Here is a 12,745-nt window from a genome sequence, read left to right as displayed (position 1 = left end):
GTGCTCGGCGTTAGAATGTGGCGTGACTTTTGATCTTGTTCGCCGCATCGGACTGGCCACCTCCGCCGCACTGGTGACCGCCGCCGCGGCGATCATCTCCCCCGCATCGGTGGGCAGCCTGGCTTCGGCACACGCCGACGGGTGTCCCGATATCGAGGTGGTGTTCGCTCGCGGCACGAACGAAGATCCCGGTCTCGGCCGGATCGGCAACGCGTTCGTCGGTGCCCTGCGCAGCAAGGTCGGCGGGCGTTCGGTGGGGACGTACGCGGTGGGTTACCCGGCCAGCTACGACTTTCTGGCAGCCGCCAACGGCGCAAACGACGCCAGCGGCCACGTCCAGTGGATGATGGAAAACTGCCCCAACACCCGACTGGTGCTGGGTGGCTATTCCCAGGGCGCCGCGGTGATCGACGTCATCAGTGCCGTGCCGTTCCCCGCGGTCGGGTTCAACGCTCCCCTTCCGCCCAACGCACCGGATCATGTGGCAGCCATCGCCGTGTTCGGCAATCCCTCGGCCAAGATTGGCCTGCCGATGACGTCCAGCCCGGTCTGGGGCGCCCGGTCCATCGACCTGTGCAACGGCGGCGACCCGATCTGTGGCCCCGGTGAAGACGTCGAGGCGCACCGTGCCTACACCGGCGGCCCCACCAACCAGGCTGCGGGCTTCGTCGCCGGCCTACTCTAAACACCCGCCGACGTCACACTATTTGGCTCAGCGCGACGGGAATCAGTCGCGTGCACGTGCTGTTGATCTTGTTGAACAGATCGTTATTGCTGACAAGATTGATGGGGGTTCATTCGACCATGAACGCGCACAAGATTTCCCTGAGTGACGTCCGGGTCCGGGTTGCCGCCGCCGTGGGTGGCCTGGCATGCCTTGGCGCACTGGCCACCGGAGCGCTGCTGCAACAGTCGAACGTGGCCGTTGCCGACGGCGAGATGCAGTTGGGTACCACCGTGACCCCGACCGCCCCGGCAAACGCCCCGGCCATCGCCAAGGCTGAGCCCGCGATCAAGGGACCGGCCCCGCTGCCCACCGAGGAGCAGGGTCTGCCCGGCTGACCTGTCAGCACCTGAACACGGGCAGGACCAGCCATTACCGGAGTGCAGCTAGTATTTGCTGGGTGCACACCTTACTGAAGTCTGTACGGCGCTGCGCCGCCGCCACCATGGCGGCGGCGAGTGCCGTCGGCGGGCTGATGCTGATTTCCGCAACAGCGCCGTCGACGACACTGGCCACCGCAAACGCGGATGCGTGCCCGCCGGTGGAGGTCATCTTCGCGCGGGGTCGCAACGAGGCGCCCGGCCCCGGCCGGCTCGGGCAGGCGTTCATCGACGCCTTACGGGCCCGAGTGCCCAAAGACATCGCCGTGTACGGCGTGAACTACCCGGCCGACACCCAGATCGCCGCGGGCGCCAACGACACCAGCCGGCGTATCCAGTACATGGCCGACGCCTGCCCCGACACTCGCCTGGTCGTCGGCGGCTACTCGCTGGGTGCCGTATCGGCGACGGTGGCACTGTCGGCCACCGAGAATGGATTCGGTTTCAAGAACCCGCTGCCGCCCGGCGCCGACGGTCATATCGCGGCGGTCGTACTCTTCGGGAATTTCAGTCACCGAGCGGGCGCGGGCAATATCGCTCCGGTATACCGGGACAGGACATTTGACGCGTGCAACGGCACCGATCCGATCTGCAGTGACGGATTCCCTCAGACGCTCGGCGAAATGCAGCGCGACTGGCCCAACCATTTGCAGGACGGTTATATCGGTTCTGGCCTGGTGGATCAGGCTGCCGATTTCGCCGCGGCGCGGGTGCAGTAACTCATCTCCGACAGGTCACGGCTCCAATCCATTTCGGGAACATCAAGATTCGATAAACGCCTACGTCAATTCACGTGGCTAGACTCGAGCCGGTGATCTTGATGTCGAGAGGTCGACTTCGGTGGTATGCCGCGATTCTGGCCGTGGTCGGTGGGGCACTGACAGTGACGGCACCTGTCGGCGTTCTCCCGTCCGCGTCCGCCGCCGGCTGCCCGGACGCTGAACTGATCTTCGCCCGCGGCCGGATGGAACCGCCCGGTGCGGGGCAGATCGGCAATGCACTGGCGACCGCGCTGCGGCAGAAGACCAAGAAGAACATCACGCTGTACTCGGTGAACTACCCGGCCGACACTCAGATCGATCTGGGCGCCAACGATATGAGCCGGCGTATTCAGGCGACCATGACCAACTGCCCCAAGACACCAATTGTGCTGGGCGGCTACTCACTCGGCGCCGCGGCCACCGATGTGGTGCTGGCCATGCCGTTTCCAGTGCTCGGATTCAAACTGCCACTACCGAAGACAGCGGATCCGCATATCGCCGCGGTCGCGTTGTTCGGCAATGGGATCCAATGGGTCGCACCGATCACACAGTTCAATCCCGCTTTCCAGAGCCGCACCATCGAGCTGTGCCATGGCAATGACCCGATCTGCAATCCGACGGATATGGAGAACTGGCAGGCCTATTGGCCCGAGCACCTCGCGCCCGGCTATATCAAAGCCGGCATGGTGAACCAGGCAGCCGATTTCGTCGCCAAGAAGCTGAGATAAGCACCGCGACTACGGTTCTTGGCGGCTGATCGGCTGTTCCTCCTCCTCCGCGCATCCGGTCGGCTCGGCGGCCCCGGGCCGGGTTCGCAGATCCCGGGTGATGAGGATGCGCGCCTCCAGCTGATCGTCGGGCGGGTAGTCGACGCCGACAAGTGACAATCCGCGCGCAGGAGCCACGGCGAACGCGCTGGAACGTGCCGAAGCGTCCAACAGGCCCGCGCACCAGGCAGCGTCCCGGCGGCCCTCCCCGACCGCGAGCAGCGCCCCTACCAACGACCGAACCATCGACCAGCAGAACGCATCCGCGGTGACGTACGCGGTGACGGCGTCGCCCTCGGCGTGCCAGTCGAATCGCTGGAGGTCGCGAATGGTGGTGGCGCCGTCACGGTGCCGGCAGAAGGCGGCGAAATCGTGCAAACCCACCAACACGCGGGACGCCTCGGCCATGGCCGGGACATCGAGCTTGCGCGGCCACGGGGTGATGAACCGGGCGTGTTGCGGGATCACGCCGAATACGGCGGTGCTGAGCCGGTATTCGTAATGCCGTCGCAACGCGGAGAACCGGGCGTCGAATCCCGTTGGAGCCCGGACGATGTCGAGTACCCGCACATCCTCGGGCAGGAACCGGCACAGCCGGCGCACCAGCGGCTGGAACTCGGGGTCCTGCGGCCGCGGGGTACGTGGATAGGCGTGACCGAGGGCTTCAGCGGGGACGTCCACATGCGCCATCTGACCGGTGGCGTGCACTCCGCTGTCGGTGCGGCCCGCGGCGTACAACACCAGCGGGGTGCGGAACACCGTCGCCAACGCGTCCTCGAGCACACCGGCGACGGTGCGGTGCCCGGCCTGAGTGGCCCAGCCGGAGAAGTCCGTTCCGTCGTAAGCGATCTGGAGACGCAGCCGCACCTGGGCGAGCGAAGCGACGGGAGAACGATCCTGGGCGAGCGAAGCGACGGGAGGACGATCCTGGGCGAGCGAAGCGACGGGAGAACGAACAAGCCCGCCATCGGATTCGATGGCGGGCTCGTTCGGCACTTCGTTACTTGGTTTCATCCTCGGAGCCGGCGGTGTCCTCAGCCGGTGCCGCGTCCTCGACGACGTCGTCGGCAGCCTCAGCGGTCTGGGCATCGGCGATCGCCTCATCGGCGACCTCAGCCTCGACCACGGGAGCCTCCTCGACCACGGGGGCCTCGGCGGCCGCCGCCTTCTGAGCGGCGTCGGCACGACGAGCACGGTTGGCCTCAGAGGTCACCGTCTTCTCCCGCACCAGTTCGATGACCGCCATGGGCGCGTTGTCGCCCTTACGGTTCTCGACCTTGATGATGCGGGTGTAGCCGCCCTCGCGGTCCGCGAAGAAGGGTCCGATCTCGGCGAACAGGGTGTGCACCACATCCTTGTCGCGGATCTTCTTGAGCACCTCACGCCGGTTGTGCAGCGAGCCCTTCTTGGCGTGGGTGATCAGCTTCTCGGCGTACGGACGCAATGCCCGTGCCTTCGGCTCGGTGGTCTTGATGCGGCCGTGCTCGAACAGCGACGTGGCCAGGTTGGCCAGGATCGCTGCCTGGTGCGAGGACGACCCGCCGAGACGAGCACCCTTGGTGGGCTTGGGCATGGCGACTATCTCCTAAATGGGGCCGGCCCCCGTATCAGGTAGGACCGGGACGGAATTGCTTAGAGTTGTTCGGTTTCGGCGAAGTCCTGGTCGGTATCCAGGTCGTAGCCGGCGTCACCGGTCCAGGTGCCGGTGGCCACGTCGTAGCCGGCGACCTCGGACGGATCGAAGGTGGCCGGGCTGTCCTTGAGCGAGAGACCCAGCTGATGCAGCTTGATCTTGACCTCGTCGATGGACTTCTGGCCGAAGTTACGGATGTCGAGCAGATCGCTCTCGGTACGAGACACCAGCTCGCCGACGGTGTGCACACCCTCACGCTTGAGGCAGTTGTACGAGCGCACCGTCAGGTCGAGGTCGTCGATCGGCAGCGCGAAGCTGGCGATGTGATCGGCCTCGGCCGGCGACGGGCCGATCTCGATACCCTCGGCCTCGACGTTCAGCTCGCGAGCCAGACCGAACAGCTCGACCAGGGTCTTACCGGCCGAGGCCAGCGCGTCCCGCGGGGTGATCGAGTTCTTGGTCTCGACGTCGAGGATGAGCTTGTCGAAGTCGGTGCGCTGCTCGACACGGGTGGCCTCGACCTTGTAGGTCACCTTGAGCACGGGTGAGTAGATCGAATCCACCGGGATCCGGCCGATCTCGGCACCGGAAGCCTTGTTCTGCACGGCCGGCACGTAGCCACGTCCCCGCTCGACGACGAGCTCGACCTCGAGCTTGCCCTTCTCGTTGAGGGTGGCGATGTGCATTTCGGGGTTGTGCACCGTCACACCGGCCGGCGGCACGATATCGCCGGCGGTGACCGCACCCGGGCCCTGCTTGCGCAGGTACATGGTGACCGGCTCGTCCTCCTCAGAGGAGACGACCAGGCCCTTGAGGTTCAGGATGATGTCGGTGACGTCTTCCTTCACCCCGGGAACGGTGGTGAACTCGTGCAGCACACCGTCGATGCGGATGCTGGTGACCGCCGCGCCCGGGATGGACGACAGCAGCGTGCGCCGCAGCGAGTTCCCGAGGGTGTAACCGAAGCCGGGCTCCAGGGGTTCGATGGTGAACCGGGACCGGTTTTCGGCCAGCACGTCCTCGGACAGTGTGGGTCGCTGAGAAATCAGCATGGTGTTTCTATCTCCTTCTCGGCACCCGCTATTTGATGCCGTTATGGGGTATCCACCGCCGGTTGGACGGCAGATGCTCTTGCGGCCTACGGCCGCGAAAGCCGATTACTTCGAGTAGAACTCGACGATGAGCTGTTCGGTGAGCGGCACCTGGATCTGCGCCCGCTCGGGCAGCTGGTGCACCAGCACGCGCTGCCGTTCGCCGACGACCTGCAGCCAACCCGGGATCGGACGCTCGCCGGCGGTGGCCCGCGAGAGCTCGAACGGCAGGGTGTTCAGCGACTTGTCACGAACGTCGATGATGTCGTACTGCGACACCCGGTAGCTCGGGATGTTGACCTTCACACCGTTGACAGTGAAGTGGCCGTGGCTGACCAGCTGGCGAGCCATCCGGCGGGTGCGGGCGAGCCCGGCCCGGTAGATGACGTTGTCCAGACGGCTTTCCAGGATCTGCAGCAGGTTCTCGCCGGTCTTGCCAGACTTGCGGTTGGCCTCTTCGTAGTACTTGCGGAACTGCTTCTCCATGACGCCGTAGGTGAAGCGAGCCTTCTGCTTCTCCTGCAGCTGGGTGCGGTATTCGCTCTCCTTGATCCGCGCGCGGCCGTGCTGGCCGGGCGGGTAGGGGCGCTTCTCGAACGACTGATCGCCGCCGACGAGGTCGACGCCGAGGCGACGCGACTTGCGGGTCGCGGGGCCGGTATAACGAGCCATTGTCTAAATCCTCTTCCCTAGACCCGGCGCCGCTTGGGCGGACGGCAGCCGTTGTGCGGCTGCGGTGTGACGTCAGAGATCGCGCCGACCTCCAGGCCTGCGGCCTGCAGCGAACGGATCGCGGTTTCGCGGCCCGAACCCGGGCCCTTCACGAACACGTCGACCTTCTTCACGCCGTGCTCCTGCGCCTTGCGGGCGGCGTTCTCGGCGGCCAGCTGCGCGGCGAACGGCGTCGACTTGCGCGAACCCTTGAAGCCGACGTGGCCCGAGGATGCCCAGGCGATGACGTTGCCCTGCGGATCGGTGATCGAGACGATCGTGTTGTTGAACGTGCTCTTGATGTGCGCGGCGCCGTGCGGGATGTTCTTCTTTTCCCGGCGGCGGGTCTTGGCGGCACCCTTCTTGGGCGCGCCCTTCTTGGCTTGTGCCATCTCGGATTACCTGGCCTTCTTCTTGCCGGCGATGGTGCGCTTGGGACCCTTGCGGGTACGCGCATTGGTCTTGGTCCGCTGACCACGCACCGGCAGGCCGCGACGGTGGCGCAGGCCCTGGTAGCAGCCGATCTCGATCTTGCGGCGGATGTCTGCCTGAACCTCGCGGCGCAGGTCACCCTCCACCTTCAGGTTGGCTTCGATGAATTCGCGGAGCGTGCTGACCTGATCGTCGGTCAGGTCCTTGCTGCGCTGGTTCCGGTCGATACCGGTGGCGTCCAGGATCTCCTGGGAGCGGGTACGGCCGATGCCGTAGATATAGGTCAGCGCGATCTCCATGCGCTTGTCGCGCGGGAGGTCAACGCCCATGAGACGTGCCATCAGGCAGTGTTTCCTTCTAGGTTGCGGAGGTCTGTTCCCAGTCCGTTCCCCTCACGGGGTCCGGCCTCCGTGCCGGACGTGTATGAGTGGCCCATCTCTTCAGATGCCAGCCACTCAGTGGTACTGGGAGGTCTGCATTCAGTTGTGGGTGGAACTGCTCGACAGGCTGTTGACTAGCCCTGCCGCTGCTTGTGCCGCGGATCAGAGCAGATCACCATGACCCGCCCATGCCGGCGGATCACCCTGCACTTGTCGCAGATCGGCTTGACGCTCGGGTTCACCTTCACGGCTTCGCGATCCTTCTTGGTTGTGCGGTGACGCGCGCTGACGCGTCACACATCTACTGGTAGTTGCGTTTCGAGGGCGAGTTACTTGTATCGGTACACAATGCGGCCCCGAGACAGGTCGTATGGAGAGAGCTCCACCACGACGCGGTCCTCGGGCAGGATGCGGATGTAGTGCTGCCGCATCTTGCCGCTGATGTGGGCCAGGACCTTGTGTCCGTTCTCCAACTCAATGCGGAACATCGCATTGGGCAGGGGTTCGACCACGCGACCCTCGACCTCGATGGCACCGTCTTTCTTGGCCATACTGTCTAGTCGATCCTTGCTTTAGTTTCGTATCGTGCGCCCGCTGTTGCAGTCGGTGCACCCATCGTTCCGACTACAAAACGTGAGCTCGATCGGTAGAACGCTGGAGTTCCAAAGACAGGGCACGAGAAGAGTCGGCGCGGAAGCCGCACCGTTGGTCCACAATACCCTCTGCTGGGGCATGCACCAAAATTGCTGCCCGCGCACCCCGCCGGCGGTCATGTGCGGAGGTCAGCGCCAAAATTACTGGACGGCGGGCGCATAATTGAGAACGATATGACTGGACCCGCGCCCCAGCCCCGCAAGCCCGTAATTCTCAGCGTCGACGACGACCCTGCCGTGTCCCGTGCCGTGGCCCGCGATCTGCGCCGCCACTACGGCGAGCGGTACCGCATCGTCCGTGCCGAATCCGGCCCGGACGCCCTGGAAACGCTGCACGAACTCAAGCTACGCGGCGACGCCGTCGCGGTGTTCGTCGCCGATTACCGGATGCCGCAGATGAGCGGTATCGAGTTCCTCGAATCCGCGATGGACCTCTACCCGATGGCCCGGCGGGTCCTGCTGACCGCCTACGCCGACACCACCGCCGCGATCGACGCCATCAACGTCGTCGACCTGGACCATTACCTGCTCAAGCCGTGGGATCCACCCGAGGAGAAGCTGTACCCGGTGATCGACGGGCTCCTGGAGGCCTGGCACGCCGTCGGCGACCGCGCCATCCCGTACACCAAGGTGATCGGCCACCAGTGGAATCCGCGGTCCTGGGAGGTGCGTCAGTTCCTGGCCCGCAACGCGTACCCGTTCAAAGCCTTCACGGCCGAGGAGCCCAAGGGCAAACAGCTGCTCGACGCCGCCGGCTTGGACGGCAGGCAGCTTCCGGTGGTCATCACCGAGGAGGGCACCCCGCTCGTCGAGCCGACCGACTCCGAACTGGCCGATCTGCTGGGCTTGTCCACCAACCCGTCACTGGAGATGTACGACCTCGCCGTCATCGGCGGCGGACCCGCCGGCCTGGCGGCCGCGGTCTACGGCGCCTCCGAGGGGCTCAACACCGTGCTCATCGAACGAGCGACCACCGGCGGCCAGGCCGGTCGTAGTTCCCGCATCGAGAACTACCTCGGATTCGAGAACGGTGTCTCCGGAATCGAGCTCACCACCACGGCGCGGCGCCAGGCCGAACGGTTCGGCGCCGAGGTGATCACCACCCGCAAGGCGGTCAAGCTGCAGGCCGGCGAGGTCGGCACCGCCCGCACGATCTCGTTCGAGGACCACAGCACCATCGGCGCCCGCGCCGTCATCCTCGCCACCGGCGTGGAGTACCGCGAACTCTCGGTGACCGGCTGTTCGGCCTCCGACGACGCCAATCTCATCGGTAAGGGCGTCTACTACGGCGCCTCGGTGTCGGATGCCTCCGAGTGCGCCGGTGAGGACGTGTACATCGTCGGCGGCGCCAACTCGGCCGGCCAAGCCGCGATGTTCATGTCCAAGCAGGCCAAGTCGGTGACACTGCTGGTGCGTGGGCCGTCGCTGGAAGCGTCGATGTCCTATTACCTGATCCAGCAGATCGAGCAGACCCCCAACATCAGCGTCCGGACCTGCACCGAGGTGGTCGGCACCACCAGCCGGGACGACCATCTGGTGGGGCTGACGCTGGAGGACCGGCGCACCGGCGAACGCGACGAGGTGCCCTCCACCCGGCTGTGCTGCTTCATCGGCGCAACGCCGCGCACCGAGTGGCTCGACGGCGTGGTGGCCCGTGACGACCACGGCTTCATCTTGACCGGACCCGATCTCCGCGACGTCGTCGGCTGGACCTTGGACCGTCCGCCACACCACTTGGAAACAAGTGTGCCCGGTGTGTTTGTTGCAGGAGACGTACGTGCCGAATCCGCCAAGCGGGTGGCGGCCGCCGTCGGCGAAGGGTCGATGGCGGTGATGCTCGTGCACCGTTACCTGGCAGAGGCATGAGGGCCGGCACCGTCGGCGTGGCATAGAGGAGCAGATGACCATGGGTGAGACCTGTGTGCGCGACGAACTGCGGACACTGTTCCTGTTCGAGCACCTGTCCGACGAACAGTTGGACACGTTGTGCCAGGCCGGCACCATCGAGACCTTCCCGGCGGGCCCGATCGTCACCGAAGGCGAACAGGCCAGCTGTTTCTACGTGCTGATCGACGGTGAGCTGATCATGTCGAAACGCTCCGGCGGTGTCGACATCCAGACCAACCGCACCTCGCAGCGCGGTGTGTACTTCGGCGCCTGGTCGGCCTACATTCCCGGCGAGGAGCACGTCTATCAGGCTTCGGTCCGTCTGGTCGAGCCGTCTCGGGTCTTCGTGCTGGACGCGAACGCGTTCGCGGCCTTCATGCGGGCCCAGTTCCCGATGGCCGTGCATCTGCTCGAGGGCCACCTCGTCGGCGGCCGCCGGCAGAGCCAGATCATCGGCCAGCGCGAGAAGCTGCTGGCATTGGGCACCATCACCGCCGGCCTGACCCATCAGCTGAACAACCCGGCCGCCGCGACCGCCCGCGCGGTGGCCGACCTGCGCGAAGGTGTCGGCAAGATGCGGCACAAGCTGGCCATGCTGGCCGACGGCAAGTTCTCCCCCGAGGCGCTGCGGATGCTGGTGACCATCCAGGACGAGGTGGCCGAGCAGGTCGCCAAGAACAAGGGCCTGGAGCTCACCGCGCTGGAGACCTCCGATCGCGAGGATCAGATCGGTGAATGGCTGGAGGACCGCGATATCGTCGGCGCCTGGGACTACGCCCCCACCTTCGTCGAGGCGGGCCTGGACATCGACTGGCTGGAGCGGATCTCGGCGTTCTGTGAGGACGCGGATGTCACCGCCTCGCTGCAAGGCGCCCTGGGGTGGTTGAAGTACACCATCGACACCGAACTGCGGATGAACGAGATCGCCGAGGCCAGCCGGCGCATCTCGGCGCTGCTCGCCGGCGCCAAGCAGTACTCGCAGATGGACCGTGGCTCCTACCAGCGCGCCGATGTGCATGAGCTGCTGCGCAGCACCATCATGATGTTCGGCGACAAGATCGGCCATCAGGGCAAACCGATCACCCTGGTCAAGGACCTGGACAAGTCGCTACCCGAATTGCAGTGCTACCCGGGCGACCTCAACCAGGTCTGGACCAACATCATCGACAACGCCTTGCAGGCCATGGACGGACACGGCACGCTGACGCTGCGCACCGCCCGGGAAAGCGATCAGATGATCCGCGTCGAGATCTGCGACGACGGCCCCGGCATTCCCGAGGACATCATCGGTCGCATCTTCACCCCGTTCTTCACCACCAAACCGTTCGGCGAAGGCACCGGGCTGGGCCTGGATCTCGCCTGGCGGATCGTCGTGGAGAAGCATGCCGGCGATATGCGGGTGGTATCCGAACCGGGCAACACCCGGTTCATCGTGTGCCTGCCGCTGGTGGCGCCCCGACCCGCCGAGGCCGATCCCGCCGAATAGTTTCCGTCATGCGGATCGCATCGGAATATCGTCGCAAGCCCGACGGGTTGACTTGATCCATGACCCAGACCACACCCTCTTCGCGCGAGCGTTCATCCACACCAGACCTCGGCTCATTCGGCGTCTTCGGTCACTACACCCAGTGGCAGCAGTTCTCCCCCGCTCAACTGCAAGAGATCGAAGCACTCGGATACGGCGCCATCTGGGCCGGCGGATCGCCGCCCGCGGAGTTGGACTGGGTCGAGCCGCTGCTGGCGAGCACCACCACCCTTCAGGTGGCCACCGGCATCGTGAACATCTGGACGGCCGAGGCGGCCCCGACGGCACAGTCGTTCCATCGCATCGACGAGGCCTACCCCGGACGCTTCCTGCTGGGCATCGGCGTCGGTCACCGCGAGGCGATCACCGAGTACAAGAAGCCTCTCGACGCCCTCAACGACTACCTGGACAAGCTCGACGAACACGGAGTCCCCAAAGACCGCCGCGTGGTGGCCGCGCTCGGCCCGAAAGTCCTGCAGCTCTCGGCTGAGCGGTCCGCGGGCGCGCATCCGTACCTGACCACCCCGGAGCACACCGCGCAAGCGCGCGCACTCCTGGGCACCGAAGCGTTCATCGCCCCCGAGCACAAGGCGGTGCTGACCACCGACGCGGAGCAGGCCCGCGCCGTCGGCCGCAAGGCCCTGGAGATCTACCTCAATCTGGACAACTACCTCAACAGCTGGAAGCGGTTGGGGTTCACCGATTCCGACGTCGCCAAGCCGGGCAGCGATCGTCTCGTGGACGCGGTGGTCGCCCATGGAACCGTCGACGCGGTCGCCGCGCGCCTGCGTGAGCACCTCGATGCCGGCGCCGACCATGTCCCGGTCCAGGTGCTGACCACACCGGACAAATTGGTGGCCGCACTGACCGAACTCGCCGGGCCACTGGGCCTGCGGTAATCGAAGGGATAGCCATGAGCATCAACCTGGGCCGCTACGGAGTGTGGACGTTCGGCAAGGTCTCCCCCGAACAGGCTGCCGCCATCGAGCAACTCGGCTACGGCGCGGTGTGGATCGGCGGTTCCCCTGCCGGGGATCTGCCCTTCGCCGAGGAGATTCTGGACGCCACGGATACGTTGCAGCTGGCCACCGGCATCATCAACGTGTGGACCTCGCCCGCCGAGCAGGCCGCCGCGACCTATCACCGGCTGGAGAAGACCTACCCGGGCCGTTTCCTCCTGGGCATCGGAATCGGGCATCCCGAACACACCCAGGAGTATCGCAAGCCCTACGACGTACTGGTCGAATACCTCGACGCACTCGACGCCGCCGAGGTGCCGGCCGACCGTCGTGTGGTGGCCGCTCTCGGCCCCAAGGTGCTACGGCTGGCCAGGGATCGCAGCGCGGGGGCGCACCCGTATCTGACGACGCCCGAGCACACCGCCGAGGCACGGAAGGTGCTGGGCGACGGCGTCTTTCTCGCTCCGGAACACAAGGTGGTGCTGACCGACGGTTCGGCGCAGGCAACCGAGGCCGCCCGAAAGGTCGGCCGCGACACCGTCGACTTCTACCTGAATCTGAGTAACTACCTGAACAACTGGCGCCGGCTGGGCTTCAGCGAAGAGGACATCGCCAAGCCGGGCAGCGACACGTTGATCGATGCGGTGGTGGCGCACGGGACGGCCGACGCGATCGCCGCCCGGTTGAACGAGCACATCGACGCCGGCGCCGACCATGTCGCCATCCAGGTGCTCGGCGGATGGGACAAGCTAGTCCCCACGCTCACCGCGCTGGCCGGGCCACTCGGGCTCGGAAAGTAGTGCGACACAGTGGGGTCCGTCACCGGTAGGTGACGGAACCCA

16 protein-coding genes are annotated in these 12,745 nt (G+C 65.8%); 8 read left to right on the top strand and 8 right to left on the bottom strand.

Annotation, left to right across the window (positions count from 1 at the left end; genetic code table 11):
- Nucleotides 1-22: 22 nt before the first annotated feature.
- The 4 genes from H7J86_RS28550 (at nucleotide 23) to H7J86_RS28535 (ending at nucleotide 2,593) form a co-directional block, all read left to right on the top strand.
- Nucleotides 23-685, top strand: a complete 663-nt coding sequence (locus H7J86_RS28550) for a cutinase family protein (protein ID WP_090359751.1) — start codon at nucleotides 23-25, stop codon at nucleotides 683-685.
- A gap of 119 nt (nucleotides 686-804) precedes the next feature.
- A complete protein-coding gene (locus H7J86_RS28545; RefSeq protein WP_090359754.1) occupies nucleotides 805-1,062 on the top strand; it encodes a hypothetical protein in 258 nt (85 codons plus the stop codon).
- 107 nt (nucleotides 1,063-1,169) lie between these two features.
- Nucleotides 1,170-1,823, top strand: a complete 654-nt coding sequence (locus H7J86_RS28540; RefSeq protein ID WP_090359756.1) for a cutinase family protein — start codon at nucleotides 1,170-1,172, stop codon at nucleotides 1,821-1,823.
- Between the two features lie 101 nt (nucleotides 1,824-1,924).
- Nucleotides 1,925-2,593 carry a cutinase family protein gene (locus H7J86_RS28535; RefSeq protein ID WP_090360468.1) on the top strand — a complete coding sequence of 223 codons (669 nt, stop codon included), beginning with the start codon at nucleotides 1,925-1,927 and terminating at the stop codon, nucleotides 2,591-2,593.
- Between the two features lie 9 nt (nucleotides 2,594-2,602).
- On the opposite strand, the gene truA is transcribed toward H7J86_RS28535, so the two are convergent.
- The 8 genes from truA to infA all read right to left on the bottom strand — a co-directional run bounded on the left by truA (nucleotide 2,603) and on the right by infA (nucleotide 7,430).
- Entirely contained in the window at nucleotides 2,603-3,499 is an 897-nt protein-coding gene (gene truA / locus H7J86_RS28530; protein ID WP_372517346.1) for a tRNA pseudouridine(38-40) synthase TruA, read from the bottom strand.
- Between the two features lie 133 nt (nucleotides 3,500-3,632).
- Nucleotides 3,633-4,205 (bottom strand): 50S ribosomal protein L17, encoded by a 573-nt coding sequence (gene rplQ, locus H7J86_RS28525; protein WP_187098338.1) that lies wholly within the window; start codon nucleotides 4,203-4,205, stop codon nucleotides 3,633-3,635.
- A 59-nt stretch (nucleotides 4,206-4,264) separates the two neighbouring features.
- The gene (locus tag H7J86_RS28520) at nucleotides 4,265-5,317 is read right to left on the bottom strand and encodes a DNA-directed RNA polymerase subunit alpha (protein ID WP_090359763.1); all 1,053 of its coding nucleotides are present in this window, start codon (nucleotides 5,315-5,317) and stop codon (nucleotides 4,265-4,267) included.
- Between the two features lie 105 nt (nucleotides 5,318-5,422).
- Complete coding sequence (rpsD, locus tag H7J86_RS28515; protein ID WP_090359766.1) at nucleotides 5,423-6,028, bottom strand: 30S ribosomal protein S4; 606 nt, start codon at nucleotides 6,026-6,028, stop codon at nucleotides 5,423-5,425.
- A gap of 17 nt (nucleotides 6,029-6,045) precedes the next feature.
- Nucleotides 6,046-6,459, bottom strand: a complete 414-nt coding sequence (rpsK, locus tag H7J86_RS28510) for a 30S ribosomal protein S11 (RefSeq protein ID WP_078020665.1) — start codon at nucleotides 6,457-6,459, stop codon at nucleotides 6,046-6,048.
- 6 nt (nucleotides 6,460-6,465) lie between these two features.
- Nucleotides 6,466-6,840, bottom strand: coding sequence for a 30S ribosomal protein S13 (gene rpsM, locus H7J86_RS28505; RefSeq protein WP_090359768.1), 375 nt, complete (start codon nucleotides 6,838-6,840; stop codon nucleotides 6,466-6,468).
- 173 nt (nucleotides 6,841-7,013) lie between these two features.
- A complete protein-coding gene (rpmJ, locus tag H7J86_RS28500) occupies nucleotides 7,014-7,127 on the bottom strand; it encodes a 50S ribosomal protein L36 (RefSeq protein ID WP_003879483.1) in 114 nt (37 codons plus the stop codon).
- Nucleotides 7,128-7,208: 81 nt separating this feature from the next.
- Nucleotides 7,209-7,430 (bottom strand): translation initiation factor IF-1, encoded by a 222-nt coding sequence (infA, locus tag H7J86_RS28495; RefSeq protein ID WP_003418601.1) that lies wholly within the window; start codon nucleotides 7,428-7,430, stop codon nucleotides 7,209-7,211.
- 276 nt (nucleotides 7,431-7,706) lie between these two features.
- Between infA and H7J86_RS28490 the strand changes: the two genes are divergently transcribed.
- From H7J86_RS28490 to H7J86_RS28475, 4 genes are read left to right on the top strand one after another with little or no spacing between them, the layout of a single operon-like run.
- Nucleotides 7,707-9,398, top strand: coding sequence for an NAD(P)/FAD-dependent oxidoreductase (locus H7J86_RS28490; RefSeq protein WP_090359771.1), 1,692 nt, complete (start codon nucleotides 7,707-7,709; stop codon nucleotides 9,396-9,398).
- Between the two features lie 40 nt (nucleotides 9,399-9,438).
- Complete coding sequence (locus tag H7J86_RS28485; RefSeq protein WP_090360470.1) at nucleotides 9,439-10,905, top strand: ATP-binding protein; 1,467 nt, start codon at nucleotides 9,439-9,441, stop codon at nucleotides 10,903-10,905.
- A 59-nt stretch (nucleotides 10,906-10,964) separates the two neighbouring features.
- Nucleotides 10,965-11,843, top strand: a complete 879-nt coding sequence (locus H7J86_RS28480) for an LLM class F420-dependent oxidoreductase (RefSeq protein WP_267295032.1) — start codon at nucleotides 10,965-10,967, stop codon at nucleotides 11,841-11,843.
- A 14-nt stretch (nucleotides 11,844-11,857) separates the two neighbouring features.
- A complete protein-coding gene (locus tag H7J86_RS28475) occupies nucleotides 11,858-12,703 on the top strand; it encodes an LLM class F420-dependent oxidoreductase (RefSeq protein ID WP_267295030.1) in 846 nt (281 codons plus the stop codon).
- The last annotated feature ends 42 nt before the right edge of the window (nucleotides 12,704-12,745 follow it).

It is taken from the genome of Mycobacterium hackensackense (genome assembly GCF_025822555.1).
GTDB classification, from domain to species: Bacteria; Actinomycetota; Actinomycetes; order Mycobacteriales; family Mycobacteriaceae; genus Mycobacterium; species Mycobacterium fluoranthenivorans.
This window is presented reverse-complemented; position numbering and strand designations above follow the sequence as displayed.